General features: G+C 71.7%; 17 protein-coding genes. 11 read left to right on the top strand and 6 right to left on the bottom strand.

All coding sequences use genetic code 11. The features are described from left to right. Nucleotides 1–28 precede the first annotated feature (28 nt). Nucleotides 29–1,474 carry a cytosine permease gene (locus SL103_RS28240; RefSeq protein ID WP_069571730.1) on the bottom strand — a complete coding sequence of 482 codons (1,446 nt, stop codon included), beginning with the start codon at nucleotides 1,472–1,474 and terminating at the stop codon, nucleotides 29–31. A gap of 266 nt (nucleotides 1,475–1,740) precedes the next feature. On the opposite strand from SL103_RS28240, the gene ureA reads away from it, so the two are divergent. From ureA to cimA, 7 genes are all read left to right on the top strand, one after another. Continuing rightward, entirely contained in the window at nucleotides 1,741–2,451 is a 711-nt protein-coding gene (gene ureA / locus SL103_RS28235) for an urease subunit gamma (protein ID WP_069571728.1), read from the top strand. After that, nucleotides 2,448–4,136, top strand: coding sequence for an urease subunit alpha (locus SL103_RS28230; protein WP_069571726.1), 1,689 nt, complete (start codon nucleotides 2,448–2,450; stop codon nucleotides 4,134–4,136). Before ureA ends, SL103_RS28230 begins: the two co-directional genes overlap by 4 nt. 44 nt (nucleotides 4,137–4,180) lie before the next feature. Next, entirely contained in the window at nucleotides 4,181–5,221 is a 1,041-nt protein-coding gene (locus SL103_RS28225) for an agmatine deiminase family protein (protein ID WP_069571724.1), read from the top strand. A gap of 34 nt (nucleotides 5,222–5,255) precedes the next feature. Then, nucleotides 5,256–5,873: a TetR/AcrR family transcriptional regulator gene (locus tag SL103_RS28220; protein WP_069571722.1), complete on the top strand. Its 618-nt coding sequence runs from the start codon at nucleotides 5,256–5,258 to the stop codon at nucleotides 5,871–5,873. A gap of 80 nt (nucleotides 5,874–5,953) precedes the next feature. Continuing rightward, a complete protein-coding gene (locus SL103_RS28215) occupies nucleotides 5,954–7,285 on the top strand; it encodes an MFS transporter (protein WP_069571720.1) in 1,332 nt (443 codons plus the stop codon). Between the two features lie 107 nt (nucleotides 7,286–7,392). Continuing rightward, nucleotides 7,393–8,802 (top strand): S28 family serine protease, encoded by a 1,410-nt coding sequence (locus SL103_RS28210; protein WP_069571719.1) that lies wholly within the window; start codon nucleotides 7,393–7,395, stop codon nucleotides 8,800–8,802. Nucleotides 8,803–9,086: 284 nt separating this feature from the next. Beyond that, on the top strand, nucleotides 9,087–10,715 hold the full coding sequence (gene cimA, locus SL103_RS28205) for a citramalate synthase (protein WP_069571718.1): 1,629 nt from the start codon (nucleotides 9,087–9,089) through the stop codon (nucleotides 10,713–10,715). Nucleotides 10,716–10,796: 81 nt separating this feature from the next. On the opposite strand, the gene SL103_RS28200 is transcribed toward cimA, so the two are convergent. Then, nucleotides 10,797–11,405, bottom strand: a complete 609-nt coding sequence (locus SL103_RS28200) for a YceI family protein (protein WP_069571716.1) — start codon at nucleotides 11,403–11,405, stop codon at nucleotides 10,797–10,799. A 257-nt stretch (nucleotides 11,406–11,662) separates the two neighbouring features. Here SL103_RS28200 and SL103_RS28195 point away from each other — a divergent pair, with 257 nt between their 5' ends. From SL103_RS28195 to SL103_RS28180, 4 genes are all read left to right on the top strand, one after another. Further along, nucleotides 11,663–14,086, top strand: coding sequence for a polysaccharide lyase 8 family protein (locus SL103_RS28195; RefSeq protein WP_069571715.1), 2,424 nt, complete (start codon nucleotides 11,663–11,665; stop codon nucleotides 14,084–14,086). A 210-nt stretch (nucleotides 14,087–14,296) separates the two neighbouring features. Then, the gene (locus tag SL103_RS28190) at nucleotides 14,297–15,880 is read left to right on the top strand and encodes an acyl-CoA carboxylase subunit beta (RefSeq protein WP_069571714.1); all 1,584 of its coding nucleotides are present in this window, start codon (nucleotides 14,297–14,299) and stop codon (nucleotides 15,878–15,880) included. Between the two features lie 50 nt (nucleotides 15,881–15,930). Beyond that, nucleotides 15,931–16,137: an acyl-CoA carboxylase epsilon subunit gene (locus SL103_RS28185; protein ID WP_069571713.1), complete on the top strand. Its 207-nt coding sequence runs from the start codon at nucleotides 15,931–15,933 to the stop codon at nucleotides 16,135–16,137. 233 nt (nucleotides 16,138–16,370) lie between these two features. Continuing rightward, on the top strand, nucleotides 16,371–17,024 hold the full coding sequence (locus SL103_RS28180; RefSeq protein ID WP_069571712.1) for a DUF4360 domain-containing protein: 654 nt from the start codon (nucleotides 16,371–16,373) through the stop codon (nucleotides 17,022–17,024). A gap of 160 nt (nucleotides 17,025–17,184) precedes the next feature. Here the strand turns inward: SL103_RS28180 and SL103_RS28175 are convergent, their stop codons facing one another. From SL103_RS28175 to SL103_RS28160, 4 genes are all read right to left on the bottom strand, one after another. Next, nucleotides 17,185–17,763 carry a GTP-binding protein gene (locus SL103_RS28175; protein ID WP_073760799.1) on the bottom strand — a complete coding sequence of 193 codons (579 nt, stop codon included), beginning with the start codon at nucleotides 17,761–17,763 and terminating at the stop codon, nucleotides 17,185–17,187. Further along, nucleotides 17,744–18,349: a DUF742 domain-containing protein gene (locus SL103_RS28170; RefSeq protein ID WP_069571711.1), complete on the bottom strand. Its 606-nt coding sequence runs from the start codon at nucleotides 18,347–18,349 to the stop codon at nucleotides 17,744–17,746. The genes SL103_RS28175 and SL103_RS28170 overlap by 20 nt, the downstream gene beginning before the upstream one ends. Before the next feature lie 84 nt (nucleotides 18,350–18,433). Beyond that, complete coding sequence (locus tag SL103_RS28165; protein ID WP_030257992.1) at nucleotides 18,434–18,847, bottom strand: roadblock/LC7 domain-containing protein; 414 nt, start codon at nucleotides 18,845–18,847, stop codon at nucleotides 18,434–18,436. Between the two features lie 10 nt (nucleotides 18,848–18,857). Further along, nucleotides 18,858–22,016, bottom strand: coding sequence for a sensor histidine kinase (locus tag SL103_RS28160; RefSeq protein WP_069571710.1), 3,159 nt, complete (start codon nucleotides 22,014–22,016; stop codon nucleotides 18,858–18,860). Nucleotides 22,017–22,165 lie beyond the last annotated feature (149 nt).

The raw sequence follows: 22,165 nt of genomic DNA, 5'->3' as shown, positions 1-22,165 counted from the left end.
GGGCGGCCTCGGCCGTCACGGAGGGGCGTCAGCCGACCTCCGCGGGCGTCTCCGGCGGGGCGGCGGGCGTGACGGTCCGCAGTGCCGGGACCGGCCGCGGGTCCCGGGCGGTGAGCGCCAGGTAGGCGACGCCGGCCACCGCCGCCGCCAGCAGGAAGCTGATGTCGATGCCGCCGGTGTACGGCAGCAGCGGGCCCTGGTAGAAGGGCGTGTCCACGCCCATCAGCCCGACCGCGGAGCCCAGCGCCCAGGCGACGGTGGCCTGGACGTTCCAGCCGGCCCGGTACCAGTACACGCCGCCGCGGGTGCCGCGGTTGTAGACCTGGAGCGACTCCGGGTCGTACGCGCCGCGGCAGCGCAGGAAGCCGGTGACGGTGATCACCGCCCACGGCGTGCCGATGGCGGTCATCAGCAGCACGAACGAGGTCATCGCGTCCTGCGCCGCCCACAGGAAGTGGCCGGCGTAGACGAGTGCGGTCGCCACGGCCGCGACGACGTACGTGGCCTGGGTGCGGGTCGCCCGGGGCAGGATCGCGTCCAGGTCGAGGCCCATGCTGTAGAGCATCAGGCCGGAGTTGCCCACCGAGCCCGCCGAGGCGTTGAGCAGCAGGAAGACCAGGTACCACAACGGGGCGCCGGCCACCAGCGGGCCCGCGTAGTCGTCGCCCGCACCGACCGCGAGCGCGCTGAAGGTGCCGAAGAGCTGCGGCACCAGCAGGCCCGCCACCAGGCCGAGGTAGGTGGCCGCGAAGACCTTCTTCGAGGAGTGCCGGCGGGGCGAGATGTAGCGGCTGTAGTCGCCGAGCAGGGTGATGAAGGCGATCGGACCGCTGAGCCCGGCGGAGACGGCGGACAGCAGCCAGGTCTGCCAGAAGCCGCCCAGCGCGTACGAGGTGCCGGGCACGGGGGCGGTGGTGAAGTGCTGCGCGTAGGCGAACACCCCGACCGCGAGCAGCACCGTCAGGCCGACCGAGAGCACCTTGCTCATCCGCAGCAGCACCCGGTAGCCGTACACCGCGCCCACGGCCGTACAGCCCGCCAGCACCGCGTAGACGACGGCGTACGACGCGCCGCCGGCCGGCAGGCCGATCAGGCGGTGCAGACAGCCGACCATGGCGTCGCCGCCGACCCACAGGGTCAGCGCGGTGTAGCCGAGCGACAGCAGCAGGCCGATCACCGAGCCGATGAGCCGGCCGCGCACGCCGAAGTGGGCGCCGCTGCTGGTCGAGAGGTTGGTCGCGCTGCGCAGCGAGACCAGCGCGAGCGGGGCGGTGAGGACGGCGCCGACGAGGGTGCCGGCCGCCAGGGAGCTGACCGAACCCCAGAAGCCCAGGCCGAACGAGACCGGTAGCCAACCGAAGATCACCACGCCGAGGGCGAGGTTCGATCCGAGCAGGATCGAGATGAGGTCGCGGGGACCGCTGGTGCGCTCCTCGTCCGGGATGGTGTCGACTCCGCGTTGTTCGATCGGCATGAGGCTCCCCTGAGAGGCCGGACAACAGTGTGTGAGCAGTGCTCTGCGTGCAGTGCTCCGAGAGATGGGGGCGGTGCCCGTGACGGGCGGGGCCCGGGCGGCGGACGCTGTGGGACCGCCCCGAGATCATTTGAGCGGTGCTCTATTCACCGCTTATTTAGAACAGCGTTCAATGTCGCTCATCCCTGTGCCTCAGGTCAATGCTTTCCTGTTGACTCGTTTCATGGTTAGAGTGATGCTCTAATCGAGCTGGAAGGTGTGACGGGATGCGGCTGACTCCGACGGAACGCGACCGGCTGCTGCTGTTCGGCGCAGCCGAGCTGGCGCGGACGCGCCGGGCCCGCGGACTGCGGCTGAATGTGCCCGAGGCGACCGCGTTGATCGCGGACACAGTCTGCGAGGCGGCGCGGGACGGGCGCCGCCTCGCTCAAGCCATCGAGGCGGCACGCAGCGTGCTCGGTCCGGAGGATGTGCTGCCAGGCGTGGCCGACGTGGTCACCGAGGTGCATGTGGAGGCCGTCTTCGACGACGGCTCCCGGCTCGCGGTGGTCAGCGACCCGATCGGCGCCGGTGCGCCGGCCGCGGCGGGCGAGCGGCCCGCGGCGCCCGCGCCCGGCGCCGTGCTCCCCGGCCCCGCGGACCCGGAGCCCCGGCCCGCGGTGGTGCTGACCGTGCGCAACACCGCGTCGGTGCCGATCAGCGTCACCTCGCACTTCCACTTCTTCGAGGCGAACCCCCGGCTGCAGTTCGACCGCGCCGCCGGGTACGGCATGCGGCTGTGCGTCCCGGCCGGCTCGTCGGTGCGCTTCGACCCCGGCGGTACCGCGGAGGTCGGTCTGGTGCCGATCGGCGGCGACCGGATCGCGATCGGCTTCGCCGGTCTCGTCGACGGCCCGCTGGACGCACCGGGCGCGAAGGAAGAAGCGCTGCGGCGGGCCGCCGCCTGCGGCTACCTGGGAGCGGAGGAGCAGGCATGACCATCGACCCTCACGAGTACGCTGCGGTGCACGGCCCGCGGGCCGGCGACCGGGTGGTCCTCGGCGACTCGGGCCTGGTCGTCCGGGTCGAGTCGGACGCGCAGAAGCCCGGTGACGAGTTCCTGGCCGGCTTCGGCAAGACCGCCCGCGACGGGCTGCTGCTGAAGGCCGCCGCGGTCCGCGAGACCTGCGACGTGGTGATCAGCAACGTGCTGGTCATCGACGCGGTCCAGGGCATCCGCAAGGTGTCCATCGGCATCCGCGAGGGCCGTATCCACGCCATCGGACGGGCCGGCAACCCCGACACCCTGGACGGTGTCGACGTGGTCGTCGGCACCGGTACCTCGATCGTCTCCGGCGAGGGCATGATCGCCACCGCCGGCGCCGTGGACACCCACGTCCATCTGCTCTCGCCGCGCGTCATGGAGGCGTCGCTGGCCTCCGGCGTCACCACGATCATCGGCCAGGAGTTCGGCCCGGTCTGGGGCGTCGGCGTCAACTCGCCCTGGGCGCTGGGACACGCCTTCGGTGCCTTCGACGCCTGGCCGGTCAACATCGGCTTCCTGGGCCGCGGTTCGTCCTCGGGCGACGCCCCGCTGATCGAGGCGCTCGCCGAGGGCGGGGCCTGCGGCTTCAAGGTCCACGAGGACATGGGCGCACACGCCCGCGCCCTGGACACCGCGCTGCGGGTCGCCGAGGACCACGACGTCCAGGTCGCCCTGCACAGCGACGGCCTCAACGAATGCCTCACGGTCGAGGACACCCTGCGGGTCCTGGACGGCCGCACCATCCACGCCTTCCACATCGAGGGCTGCGGCGGCGGGCACGTCCCCAACGTCCTGAAGATGGCCGGCGTCCCCAACGTCATCGGCTCGTCCACCAACCCCACCCTCCCCTTCGGGCGGGACGCGGTCGCCGAGCACTACGGCATGATCGTCTCGGTCCACGACCTGAAGACCGACCTGCCCGGTGACGCCGCGATGGCCCGCGACCGCATCCGCGCCGGGACCATGGGCGCCGAGGACGTGCTGCACGACCTCGGGGCGATCGGCATCACCTCCTCCGACGCGCAGGGCATGGGCCGGGCCGGCGAGACCGTCCGCCGTACGTTCGCGATGGCCGGGAAGATGAAGGCCGAGCTGGGCCCGATGGAGGGCGACGGCGCCCACGACGACAACGCCCGGGTGCTCCGCTACATCGCCAAGCTCACCATCAACCCGGCCCTCGCCCACGGCCTCTCGCACGAGATCGGGTCGATCGAGGTCGGCAAGATGGCCGACATCGTGCTGTGGAAGCCGCAGTTCTTCGGCGCCAAGCCGCAGCTGGTGCTGAAGTCCGGCTTCCCCGCGTACGGCGTCACCGGCGACCCCAACGCCGCCACCGACACCTGCGAACCGCTGGTGCTCGGCCCGCAGTTCGGGGCGCACGGCGCGACGCCCGCCGAGATCTCGGTCGCCTTCGTCGCGGGCGCCGCGGTCGCGCAGGGCGGCGACCACCTGCCCACCCGCCGCCGCCGGGTCGCCGTCCGCGGCACCCGCGGCATCGGCCCCGGCGACCTCGTCCACAACTCCCGGATCGGCGACGTCCAGGTCGACGGGCGCAGCGGACTGGTCACCCTCGACGGCGACCCGATGCGCTCCGAGGCGGCCGAGACCGTCTCGCTGTCCCGGCTCTACTTCCTGTGACCCGCCCCGCCCGCCCCTTCGGCCACGACCCTGAGGACCCCCGCATGAGCACCCCTGCCGCCGACGGCTTCCGCATGCCCCCGGAGTGGGACCGGCACGAGCGCACCTGGATGGCCTGGCCCGGCCCCAACTTCACGTTCGGCGAGGAGGGCGGCGAGACCCTGGCCGAGGCCCGTACGGCATGGGCCGCCGTGGCCCGCGCGGTCCGCCGGTACGAGCCGGTCACCGTCGTGGCCGGCCCCGGCCAGCTGACCGGCGCCCGCGCGCTCCTCGGTGACGACATCGACCTCGTCGAGCGCCCGCTGAACGACGCCTGGATGCGCGACATCGGCCCCACCTTCCTCACCGACGGCAACGGCAACCTCGCCGCCACGGACTGGGTGTTCAACGGCTGGGGCGCCCAGGAGTGGGCCCGCTGGGAACACGACGAGAAGATCGCCGAGCAGGTCTCGGCGCTGGCCGGCGCCCGCCGCTACGCCACCCCGCTGGTCAACGAGGGCGGCGGCATCCACATCGACGGCGAGGGCACCGTCCTGCTCACCGAGACGGTGCAGCTCGACCCGGGCCGCAACCCCGGCCGCAGCCAGGAAGAGGTCGAGGCCGAGATCCACGCCCACCTCGGCACCACCAAGGCGATCTGGCTGCCGCGCGGACTGGCCGCCGACTACGGCCAGTTCGGCACCCGCGGCCACGTCGACATCGTCGCCGCCTTCGCCCGACCCGGCGTCGTCATGGTGCACACCCAGCCGAACCCGGACCACCCCGACCACGCGATCTGCAACGAGATCGTCAAGCTGCTGCGCGCCTCCACGGACGCCAGGGGCCGGGAGCTGGAGGTCGTCGAGATCCCCGCGCCGACCGTCATCGAGGAGCACGGAGAGCTGGTCGACTACTCCTACATCAACCACTACCTCTGCAACGATGGCGTGGTGCTGTGCGCCTTCGACGACCCCCGCGACGAGGAGGCGGCCGCCCTCTTCCGCCGGCTCTTCCCCGGGCGGACGGTGACCCTCGTGGACGCCCGTACGATCTTCGCAGCGGGTGGCGGTATCCACTGCATCACCCAGCAGCAGCCGTCGGCCTGACCAGCAGGCCCCGTCCAGCGACCCGGAGGTCCCCGTGCCCGGTCCCGTGCGCCGTCCCCGGCGCCGGCTCAGCCAGCCCCGTGAGCAGGTCCTCGCCGCCGCGATGGCCACCATCGCGGCGGAGGGCCTGGACCGGCTCACGATGGCGGGGCTGGGCCGGGAGGTCGGCATGAGCAGCGGCCACATCCTCTACTACTTCGGTACGAAGGACGAGTTGCTGCTGCAGACCCTCCAGTGGAGCGAGGAGCAGCTCGGCGCCGAGCGCCGGGCCGCCCTCTCCCGCCGCGTCCCGGCCCGGGAGCGCCTCGACGCGCTGGTCGACCTCTACCTCCCCCAAGGCCACCGCGATCCGCGCTGGACGCTGTGGCTGGAGGTGTGGAACCGCTCGCAGAACGCCGACGAGGAGACCCGCGAGCGCCAGCTCGACCTGGAACTCGCCTGGCACCGCGACCTGGTGGCCCTGCTCGTCGAAGGTGCCTCGAAGGGCGAGTTCCGGCCGGTCGACGCCGAACGCTTCGCCACCCGCCTGCGGGCGCTCCTCGACGGCTTCGGCACCCACCTCGTCGTCGGTCTGCCGGGCACCGACCGCGAACAGGTCCGCACGCACATACGCGACTTCCTGGACGAGTCGCTCAGCGTCCCCCGTCCGTGACCACAACGCACTCAAGTAGGCGCGATCGTTGCCGACGCGGCTCTTGCCGAAGGCCCCCCGGTCCGCGACCGTGATCGGCTATGGGACGAGAGCAATGGAAGAAGATCTGGGTCGGCTCGGCCGGCAACATGGTCGAGTGGTTCGACTGGTTCGTCTACGCCAGTTTCGCGGTCTACTTCGCCGATGCGTTCTTCCCGAAGGGGAATGACACCGCCAACCTCATGAACACCATGGGGATCTTCGCCGTCGGCTTCTTCATGCGACCGGTGGGCGGCTGGGTGCTCGGCCGGGTCGGCGACCGCCGGGGCCGCAAGGCCGCGCTGACGCTGACCGTCACGTTGATGTCCGCCTCGGCGATCCTGATCGCGATCGCCCCCACGTACGCCGTCGCCGGCTACGGCGGGGTGGCCGTACTGCTCCTCGCCCGGATGCTGCAGGGGCTCTCGGTCGGCGGGGAGTACGCGGCCAGCGCCACCTACCTCACCGAGGCGTCCGCGCCCGGGCAGCGCGGCTTCGCCTCCAGCTTCCAGTACGTGTCGATGACCGCGGGACAGCTGGTCGGCCTCGGCCTGCAGATCGTGCTCCAGCGCTCCCTGTCCGAGGACGCGCTGCACAGCTGGGCCTGGCGGATCCCGTTCATCATCGGCGCGTTCGGCGCCGCGATCGTCTTCTACCTGCGCCGCAACATGCTGGAGACCGAGGTCTACGCCCAGGACGAGGGCGCCCACGCCGACCCGGCCCGCGGCACCCTCAAGGCGCTGCTGGCCCACAAGCGCGAGGCGTTCCTGGTCATGGCGCTCACCATGGGCGGCACCGTCGCGTACTACACGTACACGACCTACCTCACCAAATACCTCTCGGGCAGTGCCGGGATGGCCAAGCCGACCGCCTCGCTGGTCAGCTTCTGCGCCCTGTTCCTGTTCATGTGCCTCCAGCCGCTCGCCGGGAAGCTCTCCGACCGGATCGGCCGGCGGCCGCTGCTGATCACCTTCGCGGTCGGCTCGACGTTCCTCACCGTGCCGATCATGACGCTGCTCAAGCACGCCGGCAGCTTCTGGCCCGCCCTCGGGCTCTCGCTGCTGGCCCTGGTCGTGGTCACCGGCTACACCTCGATCAACGCCTGTGTGAAGGCCGAGCTGTTCCCCACCGGCATCCGCGCCCTGGGCGTCGCCCTGCCGTACGCCATCGCCAACGCGCTGTTCGGCGGCACCGCGGAGTACGTCGCCCTGTGGTTCAAGGAGGGCGGCATCGAATCCGGCTACTACTGGTACGTGGCGGGATGCGCGGCCGTCTCGCTGATCGTCTACCTCACCATGCGGGAGACCCGCACCATCGATCTGCACCGGGTCGGCCGGCAGGGCGAGGGCACGGGAGCCGGCCGGACGCGGGTGGGGGAGCCCGTCGCCGACTGAGTCGCCGGCTGAGGGGCGTCCGTCCTGACCGGAACCGGCCTTCCGCGCCCGCGGCAGGGCCGGTTCCGGGATAGGCACGTGGGGCGCCGGCTGGTTGGCTGAACGGCATGAAGATCACGAGACAGTTGTGCCTGCCGCTGCTGCTGACCGGCCTGCTGGCCTCGGCCGTCGCGGCCCCGTCCACGGCGACGGCCCGGACCGGCGGGGCGCACCCGGCCACGGCGCCGCCGGGCACGGTGGGCCCGGCCGCGCCCCGCCCGGCCGCCGACGACATCCGGGCCCGGATCGCGGCCGTACCCGGGATGCGGGTGGTCAAGGAGAACCCCGCCCCGGCCGGCTACCGCTCCTTCGCGCTGGTCTACCGCCAGCCCGTCGACCACCGGCACCCCGGCAGGGGCAGCTTCGAGCAGCGGCTGTCGCTGCTCCACCGGTCCACCGCCCGGCCGATGGTGCTCTACACCGGCGGCTACGACCTCAACACCCGGGACCCCGGCTTCCGTGCCGAGCCGACCGGGATCGTGGACGGCAACCAGATCAGCGTCGAGCAGCGGTACTTCGGCACCTCCCGCCCTCACCCCACCGACTGGTCGAAACTCGACATCTGGCAGGCGGCGAGCGATCACCACCGGCTGATCCGGGCCCTCAAGACGGTCTACCGCGCGGCCTGGATCTCCACCGGCGGCAGCAAGGGCGGCATGGCCACCGTCTACCACCGGCGCTTCTACCCGCACGATGTGGCCGGCTCCGTCGTGTACTCGGCGCCCAACAACACCGACGACCGGGACGACACCGCCGTGGACCGCTTCCTCCAGCGGGTCGGCTCGCCCGCCTGCCGGAGTGCGCTCACCGCGGTGCAGCGCGCGATGCTCGGGACCCGGCGCGCGGAGATGGCGGGCCGGCTCGCACGCCGGTCCGCGGACCAGGGCTACACCTTCCACACCGTCGGCAGCGCCGACCGCGCGCTGGAACTCACCGTGCTGCAGCTGCCCCTGCTCTTCTGGATGCAGCAGGAAGAGGGGGACGACTGCGCGATCCCCGGGCCCGCCGCCCCCGGCGACGCGCTGTTCACCTGGTTCGCCGAGAAGACCATGCTCCCGGCCTTCAGCGACTACTACCTGGCCGCCATGACCGCTTCCTACTATCAGTTGGGCACCCAGCTCGGCCAGGTGTCGATGGCCGCCCCGCAACTCGCCGGGCTGCTGCGCTACCCCGGCATCCAGGAGATGCGCACCTATGTGCCGCGCAGCATCCCGCTGCGTTTCCGGCCGGACGCCATGCCCGACATCGACCGCTGGGTGCGACACCACGGCAGCGAGCTGCTGTTCGTGTACGGCGAGAGGGATCCCGCCCGGGCCGAGCCCTTCCGTACGGGCCGGGGCAGCCGGGACGCGCACGTCTACCTGGCCCCGCACACCAGCCACGTCGTGCGCATCGGGAAGCTGGCGCCCCGGGACCGCGCCCGGGCCACCTCCGCGCTCCGCCGCTGGGCAGGGGTGGACAGTCCGACCGAATGGTGAGACGGCCGGGTGCGTGGTGCGTCCGATATGGCACACTGCGGACCGTGCTCTCGTTCGCCATGATTATTGGCAGCAGGCGCGCCGGTCCGCAGTGACCGCCCCGTACGAACCGAGTACGGCGCGGCCATCGTCGTCCCAGACCCGCGCGCAGACCTCTCGCACCCGCGAGGGGTTTTTTCGTTTCCGGACCACACCGCACCGGAGGCGGAGCGCGAGGGACCATGGAGGGACGGTGGAACCGGTTATTCCGGTAGACCGAGATCCCCGACAGGAGCCAGACCAGCATGACGGACGCACACACAGCCCACCCGTCGCCGACCGGCGCGGTGTCCGACGACTTCCACGTCTTCGACACCACCCTCCGCGACGGCGCGCAGCGCGAGGGCATCAACCTCACCGTCGCCGACAAGCTGACCATCGCGCGGCACCTCGACGACTTCGGAGTGGGGTTCATCGAGGGCGGCTGGCCCGGCGCCAACCCGCGGGACACCGAGTTCTTCCAGCGCGCCCGCGCGGAGATCGAGTTCCGGCACGCCCAGCTGGTCGCGTTCGGCGCCACCCGCAAGGCCGGCGTCCGGGTGGAGGACGACCCCCAGGTCGCCGCGCTCCTTGAGTCCGGCGCCCCGGTGATCACGCTGGTCGCCAAGTCCCACCTGGGGCACGTCGAGCTGGCGCTGCGCACCACGCCGGAGGAGAACCTCGCGATGGTGCGGGACACCGTCGCGTACCTCCGCGACCAGGGCCGCCGGGTCTTCCTCGACTGTGAGCACTTCTTCGACGGCTACGCGCTCGACCCCGGGTACGCCAAGCAGGTCGTACGCACCGCGAGCGAGGCCGGTGCGGATGTGGTGGTGCTCTGCGACACCAACGGCGGGATGCTGCCGGCGCAGATCACCGCGGTCGTCCGGACCGTCCTCGCGGACACCGGTGCCCGGCTGGGCATCCACGCCCAGGACGACACCGGCTGCGCGGTCGCCAACACCCTGGCCGCCGTGGACGCCGGCGCCACCCACGTCCAGTGCACCGCCAACGGCTACGGCGAGCGGGTCGGCAACTCCAACCTCTTCCCGGTGGCCGCCGCGCTGGAGCTCAAGTACGGGCGGCGGGTGCTGCCCGAGGGCAAGCTCGCCGAGACCACCCGGATCTCGCACGCCATCGCCGAGGTCGTCAACCTCACCCCCTCCACCCACCAGCCCTACGTCGGGGTCTCCGCCTTCGCGCACAAGGCCGGGCTGCACGCCTCCGCCATCAAGGTCGACCCGGACCTCTACCAGCACATCGATCCGGCGCTGGTCGGCAACACCATGCGGATGCTGGTCTCCGACATGGCCGGCCGGGCCTCCATCGAGCTCAAGGGCAAGGAGCTGGGCTTCGACCTGGGCGGCGACCGCGAGCTGGTCGGCCGGGTGGTGGCCCGGGTCAAGGAACGCGAGCTGGCGGGCTACACGTACGAGGCCGCGGACGCCTCCTTCGAGCTGCTGCTGCGCGAGGAGGTGCAGGGCAAGCCGCTGCGCTACTTCGACGTCGAGTCCTGGCGGGCGATCGTCGAGGACCGCCCGGACGGTACGCACGCCAACGAGGCGACCGTGAAGCTGTGGGCGAAGGGCGAGCGGATCGTCTCCACCGCCGAGGGCAACGGCCCGGTCAACGCCCTGGACCGGGCGCTGCGGGTGGGCCTGGAGCGGATCTATCCGCAGCTGGCCACGATGGAACTGGTCGACTACAAGGTCCGCATCCTGGAGGGCGCCCTGGGCACCGGCTCGATCACCCGGGTCCTGGTCTCCACCGGCGACGGCCGCGGCGAGTGGTCCACCGTCGGCGTCGCGGAGAACGTCATCGCCGCGTCCTGGCAGGCCCTGGACGACGCCTACGCGTACGGGCTGCTGCGGGCGGGGGTCGAGCCGCAGGCGTAGCGCCGCCCGCGCAAACGTGTGTGGGGGCGGGCGTGAATGATCACGCCCGCCCCCACGCACGTTCCCGTGGGCAGCCGGCGGCTACGCCTTGACCGCCGAGATGTCGAAGCTGAGCTTGACCTTGTCGCTGACCATGACGCCGCCGGCCTCCAGCGCCGCGTTCCAGGTCAGGCCCCAGTCGGAGCGGAGGATCTCGGCGCTGCCCTCGAAGCCGACCCGCTCGGCGCCGTAGACGTCGGTGGCCGAGCCGTTGAACTCCAGGTCGAGGGTGAGCGGCTTGGTGACGCCCCGGAGGGTGAGGTCGCCGGTGAGGCGGTAGCGGTCACCGGCCACGCGCTCGGCGGCGGTGCTGCGGAAGGTCATCCGCGGGAAGTTCTCGGCGTCGAAGAAGTCCGCGCCGCGCAGATGGCCGTCGCGGTCCGCGATGCCGGTGTCGACGCTCGCGATCTCGACGTCCAGGGAGGCGGCGGACCGCGACGGGTCGGTGCCGTCCAGGGCGAGCGTGCCCTCGTAGGCGCCGAACGTGCCGCGGACGTTGGTGACCATGGCGTGCCGGACGGTGAAGCCGATGCTGCTGTGGGCCGGGTCGATGGTGTAGTCGCCGGTCAGCGCGGCGAGCGCGGGGTCCGCCTCGAGGACGGCGGCGGGGGCGGCGGTCTCGGCGGTGCGCTTGCGGGTGAACAGAGCCATGGCTCCTCCTCGGGACGGGTGCTGCGGGCAGCAGGTGATTTAATGTTCAACGACTCCGCCACCGTAGCGGCATTTAGTTCAATGTTCAACCTCTCTCCTCGAAAGGCTTGCGGGACGGGCCGCCGGGTTCGGCCGGACGGGTGGCCGACGGCGTTGCGGCGCGGTCATTGCCGTGCCGCGAGAGGCCGTGCTAGACCATCGGAAACTCCCAAGTGCGCAGCGCCACGCCCCAGTTGACGCCATGGAGAGGACCGACCGTGCCGACCGAGCCCGCCCCGTCCGTCTGGTCACGCCGAGGATTTCTCACCGTCTCCACCGCGAGCGCACTCGCCCTCGCCGCGGCCCGCCCCGCGTCCGCCGCCCCCCGGTCCGCCGCCGGTGACGCCTACGACACCCTCCGCAGCCGCTGGTGCGCGCTCACCCTCGGCGCGGGCTTCGACGCCGCAGCGCCGCCGTACGCCGCCGTACTGAAGGAGACCGGCGGCCTCGCCGACACCTTCCGGGCGGGCATGCGGCCGGCCGCCGGCTCCCTCTGGCCCGACTGCCGCTACGACCCGCCCTCCGGCATCACCCAGAGCTACAGCCGGCTGAACACCATGGCGCAGGCGTACGCCCAGCCCGGCACCGGCCGCACCGGCGACCCCGGCCTCGCCGACGCCGTCCTCGCCGGCCTCGACCACCTCGAAGCCACCGTCTACAACACCGGCACCACCCGCTACGGCAACTGGTGGGAGTGGCAGATCGGCAGTCCCAGACTCCTCCTCGACACCCTCGCGATCCTGGACGAGCACCTGCCCGCCGGCGGCGGCCTGCCCGGCGACCTGCGCGACCGCTGCCTGGCCGCCGTCGACCACTTCGTCCCCGACGCCATGCTCGGCGACTACACCGGCACCAGCACCGGCGCCAACCGCGTCGACCTGTGCCGGGTGGTCGCCCTGCGCGGTGTCCTCGGCCGGTCCCCGCAGAAGCTCGCGCTGGCCCGGGACGCCCTCTCACCGGTCTTCCCGTACGTCACCGAGGGCGACGGGCTCTACGCCGACGGCTCGTTCGTCCAGCACACCTGGGTCGCCTACTCCGGCACCTACGGCTACGTCCTGCTGGACGGCCTGGGCCGGCTGTTCGCGCTGCTCGACACCTCGCCCTGGCAGGTCACCGACCCGGCCCGGCAGATCGTCCTGGACAGCGTCGAGCACGCCTACGCCCCGCTGCTCTTCAACGGCCTGATGATGGACAGCGTCAACGGCCGTGCCGTCAGCCGCGGTTACCTGCGCAGCGACGAGCGGCGGATCCTGCGCAGCGACCACTTCCACGGGCATGCGCTGATCGCCGCCGTCGCCCTGCTCGCCGAGAGCGCGAGCCCCGCCGAACGGACCCGCTGGCACGCCATGGTCAAGGGCTGGGCGGCCCGCGACCGGACGCTCGCCGTCCTCACCGACCGGCAGTACGGCGTCGCCGACCTCGCCCGGCTGCGGAAGATCGCCGAGGGCCCGGAACCGGCCGCCCCCGAACCCGTCGGCCACCGGCTCTTCCCGGCCATGGACCGCGCCGTGCACCGCCGCCCCGGCTGGGCCGCCGGCCTCGCGATGGCCTCCGACCGCATCACGTACTACGAGAACGGCAACGGCGAGAACCCGCGCGGCTGGCACACCGGCGCCGGAATGCTCTACTGGTGGGGCGCCGACTTCGGCGGCGACCAGTACACCGACGCCTTCTGGCCCACCGTCGACCCCTACCGGCTGCCCGGCACGACCGTCTCCACCAAGCGGCTCGCCGACAACGAGGGCGGCGGCTGGGGCGCGCCGAAGCCCGCCGCCCGCTGGGTCGGCGGCACCACCGACGGCGAGTTCGCCGCGATCGGCCAGGACCTGCGCGGCCTGTCCTCGACGCTGACCGCCCGGAAGTCCTGGTTCGCGCTCGCGGACTGCGTCGTCTGCCTGGGCGCCGGGATCACCGCCCGCGACGGGGTGCCCGTCGAGACCGTCGTCGACAACCGCTGCCTGGGGGAGGACGGCACCCAGCCGCTCACCGTCGACGGCGTACGGCAGCCCGGCACGCTCGGCCGCACCACCTGCTTCCGCCGCGCCCACTGGGCCCACCTCGCCGGGCACGGCGGCTGGGTCTTCCCCGGCGGCGCGCCCCTCACGGCGCTGCGCGAGGCCCGCACCGGCTCCTGGCACGACATCAACACCACCTCCTCCACGGAGCCGTTCACCCGCCGCTACCTCACCCTCCGGCACGACCACGGGACCGACCCGGACGGCGCCCGCTACGCCTACCTCCTGATGCCGGGCGCCACGCCCCGCGCCCTCGCCGGGCGGGCCGCCGACCGCCGCTGGCTGACCGTGCTCGCCAACGACGAGGGGCGGCAGGCGGTCGCGGTCGACCCGCTCGGCGTAACGGCCGCCAATTTCTGGCGGGCGGGCCGCGCCGGAGCCCTCACGAGCAGCGGTCCGGCGAGCGTCCTGGTCCGCGAGGAACGCCGGCACCGGACGGCGCGGCTGTGCGTCGCGGCCCCCGAGCGGTCCGGCGATACGCTGGAGATCACCTGGTCGCGGCCGGTGCGCGCGGTCCTCACCCACGATCCGGCGGTGGAGGTGCTGGCCACCGGGCCGGCGCTGCGGCTGCGGATCGCCCCCGGTACCGGCTGCGCCACCCACACCTGCACGTTCCGGACCGGCTGAGCGGCCCCGCCCCGCCCTTCCGGACACGACAACATCACGGGGTCGTGGTTTGTCGGGCCCCTACAGACCGGTACGGCCGACCCACCCGAACGGGTGCCGGGGCGCGGGTCTCCTCCAGGATGGTTCTGTACTGCCTGCCCACGAAAACACGTGGGACGTTGTACGAAACCGACATCGGTGTGCGGCGCCCCGCACACGTACCGTCGATACATGACCACTGTCGAAGATCTGCCCGCCGGCGCCAACGACGCCCGCGGGCGCGTCGCCGAGCTGCACGCCATCCGTGAGCAGGTCCGGCGAGGACCCAGCGAGCGGGCGACCGAAGCGCAGCGTGCCAAGGGCAAGCTGACGGCGCGCGAGCGGATCGAGCTGCTGCTGGACGAGGGTTCGTTCAACGAGGTCGAGCCGCTGCGGCGGCACCGGGCGACGGGCTTCGGCCTGGAGGCCAAGAAGCCCTACACCGACGGTGTGATCACCGGCTGGGGCACCGTGCACGGGCGGACCGTCTTCGTCTACGCCCACGACTTCCGGATCTTCGGCGGCGCGCTCGGCGAGGCGCACGCCACCAAGATCCACAAGATCATGGACATGGCCATCCAGGCCGGTGCCCCGCTGGTGTCGCTCAACGACGGCGCCGGCGCCCGTATCCAGGAGGGCGTCTCCGCGCTCGCCGGCTACGGCGGCATCTTCCAGCGCAACACCAAGGCGTCCGGCGTCATCCCGCAGATCTCGGTCATGCTCGGCCCGTGCGCGGGCGGCGCGGCCTACAGCCCCGCGCTGACCGACTTCGTCTTCATGGTCCGCGAGACCTCGCAGATGTTCATCACCGGCCCCGACGTGGTGCGCGCGGTGACCGGCGAGGAGATCACCCAGAACGGCCTGGGCGGCGCCGACGTGCACGCCGAGACCTCCGGTGTGGCGCACTTCGCGTACGACGACGAGGCCACCTGCCTGGAGGAGGTCCGCTACCTCCTGTCGCTGCTGCCGGCCAACAACCGCGAGAACCCGCCGACGGTGTCCTGCGAGGACCCCGCCGACCGCTCCGGTGACGCGCTGCTGGACCTGGTCCCGGCCGACGGCAACCGCCCGTACGACATGCGCAAGGTCATCGAGGAGATCGTCGACGACGGCGAATACCTGGAGGTCCACGAGCGCTGGGCGACCAACATCATCTGCGCGCTGAGCCGGCTCGACGGCAAGGTCGTCGGCATCATCGCCAACCAGCCGCAGTCGCTGGCCGGCGTGCTGGACATCGAGGCGTCCGAGAAGGCCGCCCGCTTCGTCCAGATGTGCGACGCCTTCAACATCCCGATCGTCACCCTGCTGGACGTCCCCGGCTTCCTGCCCGGCGTCGACCAGGAGCACGGCGGCATCATCCGGCACGGCGCCAAGCTGCTCTACGCCTACTGCAACGCCACCGTCCCGCGGATCTCGATCGTGCTGCGCAAGGCGTACGGCGGCGCCTACATCGTCATGGACTCGCAGTCCATCGGCGCCGACCTGACCTACGCCTGGCCGACCAACGAGATCGCGGTGATGGGCGCCGAGGGCGCCGCCAACGTCATCTTCCGCAAGCAGATCGCCGAGGCGGACGACTCCGACGCCATGCGCACCCGCATGGTCAAGGAGTACAAGTCCGAGCTGATGCACCCGTACTACGCGGCCGAGCGCGGACTGGTCGACGACGTCATCGACCCCACCGACACCCGGCACACGCTCATCCGGGCCCTGGACATGCTGCGCACCAAGCACGCGGACCTGCCGGCCCGTAAGCACGGCAACCCGCCCCAGTAACCGCGCCCCGCACCCGGCACCACGCCCACCGCGACGACGGAGAAGACACCGTGAATCCTGCCCACCGCACCGACGCCATCCGGGTGGAGAAGGGCCAGGCCAGCGAGGAAGAGCTGGCCGCCCTGACCGCCGTCCTCCTGGCCCGCGCCGCCCACCGGCCGGCCGACGCCCCGGCCCGGCCGCACGCCAGCGCCGCCCGCTGGCGCCGTCTGGAGCGCCAGAACGGCTTCCACGGCGCGACCAGCTGGCAGCGCTGACCCGCCGCACCCCACGCGCCACGACGCCCGCCGCAGGCCCTCCGGCCGCGGCGGGCGTCCGCGTACCGGCGACCGCCGCCGGACGGCAGGGGCGGCCGGATAGAGGCGTAGGTTCGCCCCAACCCTGGGGAGCAGAGCTGTTCAAGGGGAGATCCTCGTGCTGGCATGCGCTCGTCATCCCACACCTGGTGTTCCCGCGCCGCGGGCCCTAGGACGACCGGAAGGACGAGCCCATGCTCAGCACGCTCAGTGCTGGTGCCGCAGTGGCATCCTTGCTCCTCGGATCGGCATCCCCCACCACACCGGTACGGTTCGGCGATGATCCGCCCACCGGAAAGATCACCATAACCGTCGCCACGGTCAACGGATCGGGCTGCAGACCCGGCAGCGCCGCGGTGGCCATCGCACCCGACAACACCGCCTTCACGGTGACCTACAGCGAGTACCTCGCGCAGGCGGGCGGCGCCAGCAAGCCCACCGACGCCCGCAAGAACTGCCAGATCGCGCTCAACGTCCACGTCCCGCAGGGCTTCACCTACGCGATCGCCCGCGCCGACTACCGCGGCTACGCCTCGCTGGCCCCCGGCGCCAAGGGACTGGAGCAGGCGAACTACTACTTCCAGGGCCAGCAGCAGACGGCACGCAAGAGCCACAACTTCGCCGGCCCCTACGACAACAACTGGCAGTCCTCGGACGAGACCGACATCGACGCGCTCGTCTACGCGCCGTGCGGCGAGGAGCGCTACTTCAACATCAACACCGAGCTGAGGGTGGACGGCAAGTCGGCGGACCCGAAGGCCACCAGCTTCATGGCCATGGACTCCACCGACGGCAGCATCAACACCGTCTACCACTTCGCCTGGAAGGAGTGCCCCGCCCGCAAGTGAACCGGCCGGCCGGCCCCCGCCCGCCGGTGCGTGCGGGGCCCCGGCCGTTCCGCCGGAGGACGGCAGACGCGCCCGTGCACGACGAAGGCCCCCGCACCGCAAGGGTGTGGGGGCCTTTCGTCGTTCGCGGCGTACACGGGCACGGGGAGCCCGTACGCGGCTAGCGCAGGCGGGCCATCAGCGCGTGCTCGACGAGCGTGATGAGCGCGCTCTTCGCCTCGCTGCGGTGCCGTGCGTCGGTAATGATGATCGGCGCGTCCGGGCCGATCTGCAGCGCCTCACGCACCTCGTCGGGCGTGTAGGGCTGGTGTCCGTCGAAGCCGTTGAGGGCGATGACGAACGGCAGGCCGCTGTTCTCGAAGTAGTCGACCGCCGGGAAGCAGTCGGCCAGGCGGCGGGTGTCCACCAGGACCACCGCGCCGATCGCGCCGCGGACCAGGTCGTCCCACATGAACCAGAAGCGGTCCTGACCGGGCGTACCGAACAGGTACAGGATCAGGTCCTGGTCCAGGGTGATACGGCCGAAGTCCATCGCGACCGTCGTGGTCGTCTTGTCCGGCGCGTGCGTGAGGTCGTCGATCCCCGCCGAGGCGGAGGTCATCACGGCTTCGGTACGCAGCGGATTGATCTCTGAGACGGCCCCGACGAACGTGGTCTTGCCCACGCCGAAGCCGCCCGCCACCACGATCTTCGCGGAGGTGGTGGAGCGGGCTGCACCGCTAGAGCTTGCGAAGTCCACTGAGCACCCTTTCGAGCAGTGTCACATCTGGCTGTCCGCCGGCGGACTCGTCCCCGCCGGGCTGATGGATGGCGACGAGTCCGGCCTCCGCCAGGTCGGCGACGAGGATCCGGGCGACGCCGAGGGGGATGGAGAGAAGCGCGGAGATCTCGGCTACTGACTTGATCTCGCGGCAGAGGTGGCAGATGCGCTGGTGCTCCGGCAGCTGGCCCTGCAGCTTGGAGGGATCGGCGGTCGTGCTGACCAGTGCCTCGATGGCGAGCTGGTAGCGCGGCCGGGTCCGGCCTCCGGTCATGGCGTACGGGCGCACGAGCGGGTTGTTCGAGCCACTGGGGGCGGGCTCGGGCTTCCGCGGGGGCTGCACCGGCTGGATGCGCGGCACCTGCGGTTCGTCGTACACCGACGGCTCGTACGGCTGGGAGTCGTACGGCCGGGGCTGCTGCGGCTGGGGCTGCTGCGGCTGCTGGTACCGCTGCGGCCGGCGGCTCGGCGCAGACGGGAAGTTGAAGCGGTTGTTATGGGTCTCGCCCACAGGTCCGGACTCCTGCCCGGAACCGTACGGGTATCCGTTCGGGGGCGTTGCCACGTCTCCTCCTCCAACTTGCCTGTCTGACGCCGGTCGCGCCACCGAACCCTAAGGCCCGGTGGCGGGAAACGCACTGCCTGTTTGTCAGTTGAGAAGGCTGCCCTGCAGTTCTGCGCGCAGGTCCGGCGTCAGGACGCTGCCCGCGCGGTCGACCAGCAGGGCCATCTCGTAACCGACGAGGCCGATGTCGCACTCGGGGTGCGCCAGCACGGCCAGCGACGATCCGTCGGAGACGGACATGATGAAGAGGAAGCCGCGCTCCATCTCCACCACGGTCTGGTTGACGCTCCCGCCCTCGAAGATGCGGGAGGCGCCGGAGGTCAGCGAGGTCAGCCCGGAGGCCACCGCCGCCAACTGATCGGCTCTGTCACGAGGGAAACCCTCGGACATGGCAAGGAGCAGCCCGTCCGCGGAGACCACGACCGTGTGGGACACCCCGGGGGTGTTGTCCACGAAGTTGGTGATCAACCAGTTCAGATTCTGCGCCGCCTGGCTCATCGGGCTCACACTAACGCTCCTGATCGTAGGTGCTGCCGGGGCCGAAGCCCTGTTGGTCATTCTGGGGGACCCCGGAAGGGTCCGTGCCGACGCTGCGTCCCTGCTGGACTCCGCGGCGCAGATTGCTCAGCCTGCCGCGGACGTCCTCCGGGGCGCGGGAGACCTGGGGGCCGCCCTGCGGGGTCAGCTCCGCCGCGCCTTCGACCAGGTTGGCCTTGGGCACCCGCCGGGGGAGGCCGGAGGCCGTGACCCCGCCCGCCTTCGGCTCGCGCAGCCGCTCCGCCCGCTCCCAGCGCTCGTCGTTCGAGCTGCGCCAGTCCGTGCCGTCCTGGCCGGTCTCCGGCGTGCCCCGCTGCTGCTGAACCTGCTGTGCCTGCTGGTCGCGGCCTCCGCGGCGCGGAAGGCCGGCGTCCGTCAGCGAGGGGGCATCGCTCGGTGTGGGGCCGGGACGCTCGAATGGTACGCGCTCAGACGCGTCAGCGGGAGCGGCAGTTGCATTCCGGTCAGATTCCGCTTCGGTCCCGAAGTAGCCCTCGAATGCGGGGCGTTCGGCCCATTCGTCCGGCTGTGCCGGTTCGTGGGAGCCGTATGCCTGCTGGCCGGTGGTCTCGCCGAGGTGCGGTTCGCCGAACGCCTGGCTGCCGTGCGACCGGTCGTCGTAGAGCGGCTGATCGGCTTCCGCATACCCCTGGGAGGCGTAGTCCTGGGGGGCGTGGTCCTGAGCCGGGAAGTCCTGCGGCCGGAAATCCTGGGACGGGAAGTCCTGGTAGCCGGTCGCGGACGGCGCCTCGTCGCGGAAGAGCGGGTTGCCGCCCTCGTACCCGAAGTCCGGCCCGCCGTCGGCCGGCTGCTCACCGGACGCCTGCGCCTCCAGGGCCGCCCGGCGCTCCTCGCGCATCAGCGAGCGACCGGCCATGTCCATGTCCGCGCTGTCCGGCCGGCCGTAGCGGGTGTCGTCGAAGCCCAGCTCGGCGGCGGTGCGCTGACGGTCGTCGAACGCCGCGTGCTGGTGCTCCGGCACGATCCGCGACACCGTGAAGTCGTCCTCGTACTGCTCCCCGCCACCACCGTGGGTGATCGCCTCGGGCAGCATGACCAGCGACGTGGTGCCCGCCTGCTCGCCGGAGGGGCGCAGCTGCACCCGGATCCCGTGCCGGTCGGCCAGCCGGCCGACCACGAACAGGCCCATGCGCTGGGAGATCGCGGCGTCCACGCTCGGCGGGTTCGCCAGCTTGTGGTTGATGTCCGCGAAGTCCTCGGGGGTGAGCCCGATGCCCTTGTCGTGGATCTCGATCATCACCCGGCCGTCGGGCAGCCGGGTGGCGGCCACCCGCACCTTGGTCTGCGGCGAGGAGAACGTGGTGGCGTTCTCCAGCAGCTCGGACAGCAGGTGGATGAGGTCGGTCACGGCGGTGCCGTGGATCTCGCTCTCGGGGACGCCGGTGAGGTCTATTCGCTCGTACGACTCGACCTCACTGATCGCCGCCCGCAGGACGTCGACCAGCGGGACCGGCTGGTTCCAGCGGCGGCCGGGCTCCTCGCCGGCGAGGATGAGGAGGTTCTCGCCGTTGCGCCGCATGCGCGTGGCGAGGTGGTCGAGCCGGAAGAGGCTCTCCAGCTGGTCCGGGTCCGCCTCGTTGTTCTCCAGGTCCGTGATCAGCTCCAACTGGCGCTCGATCAGGCCCTGGTTGCGGCTGGAGAGGTTGGTGAAGATCGCGTTGACGTTGCCCCGCAGCAGCGCCTGCTCGGCGGCGAGCCGGACAGCCTCGCGGTGCACCTGGTCGAAGGCGCGGGCGACCTCGCCGATCTCGTCGGTGGTGGCGATCGGGATGGGCGTCACCCGGGTGTCGACCCGGCCCGGGTCCGTCCGCGAGAGCTGGTCGACCAGCATCGGCAGCCGCTGCTCGGCGACACCGAAGGCGGCGTTGCGCAGCTGGCGCATGTTGCGGCTCATCCGGCGGGCCATCAGGCCGGCCACGACGAAGGCGATGATCAGCGCGGCCAGCACGATCGCGGAGTCGACGAAGGTGGACTGCTTGGCGTCGTCGGCGATCTGCGCCGCCTCGTTCACCGCCTTGTCGGCCAGGTCCTTCTCGATGGCCCGGTACATGTTGAACTTGCCGGTCGCGGCGGCGAAGTAGCTGTCGGAGGTGATGCCCTTCAGGCTCAGCGTCTCCGGCGCCGCCCCGGTGGCGATCAGGGTGGACATCTGGTCGATCGACGGCGGGGTGCGGAACGGCCGGTTGGCGGCCTCCGCCTGGGCCTTCGCCTGTGCGACCTTCTGCTGCGCGGCTTGCTTGAGGGCCGCGGCGTCCTTCTGGAGCCGCTGGACGTCCTCGGGCGTGCCGCCGGAGGTGTACTCGCCGATGGCGATGCCCTCCAGGTAGCGGTACGACGCGAAGGCGGTCAGCTGGAGCTTGTGCTCCTTGCCGCCCTGCGGGGACGCCGGGTCGACCAGCAGGTGGGTGCCGATGGAGCGCTGCAGCGACTCCGCGGCCTTGGCCAGCGCGACCGCGTAGACGGTGCGGCCGTAGGAGGTGATGTTGCCGGTGCCCAGGCCGAGTTCGTTGGCGAACTCCATCAGCGGGTGCTGGACCTCGACGTAGCCCTCCTCGGTCTGCACGCCGTGCAGCTTGGAGGTGTAGGCCGCCTGGCGCAGCTGTGCCAGCTTGGGCTCGGTCTTCTCGAACGCGGCGAGCCGGCGCTTGAGGCCCGGCTTGTCCGGCATGGCCTTGGCGGCCTGGTGGAAGGTGTTGGCCGCGGCGTCGGTGGCGTCCCGCGCCTCCTGCACCGCCGGGTCGTCCTTCTTGCCCTGGAGCAGCGGCGCCGCGGTGCGGTCCCGCTCGTCGATCAGGGCGGTGCTGTAGGAGAGCGCCGCGCGCACCAGCTTCGCGGTGTTCTCCGCGTCCTGCGCCTCCTGCCAGGTGGCGAACGAGCTGTCCACCCGCAGACCGCCGAAGACCAGCGCGACGAGCACCGGGATCAGCAGAATGGCGTTCAGACGGGTCGCCACCCGCCAGTTGCGCGGCGCGTACTTGCTGCCGCTGACCGGAGGCTTCGCGACCGGGTTTTCGGACGCGTCGGAAGCCGGTACGCCACCTCTGGGTGGCGGGGTGAAGTTGCCCCGCCGCGGTTCCTGCGGCTCGGGGCTCGACTTGCTTCGCCTCACTCGACCAACAACCTCTCGGCGCCGGCACTACCTGCTGTGCCGTTTCTTCTGGGCGTTCCTACTCCGGAGTTCAGCGAATTTCAGCACGTCAGGGCGGTGCGTTCCAAACACTGGGCAAAGCCGGAGAGGGCACGGAAGTGCCTGAGATA

Origin of the sequence: Streptomyces lydicus (assembly GCF_001729485.1) — a bacterium.
Classification (GTDB): Bacteria; Actinomycetota; Actinomycetes; order Streptomycetales; family Streptomycetaceae; genus Streptomyces; species Streptomyces lydicus_D.
This window is presented reverse-complemented; position numbering and strand designations above follow the sequence as displayed.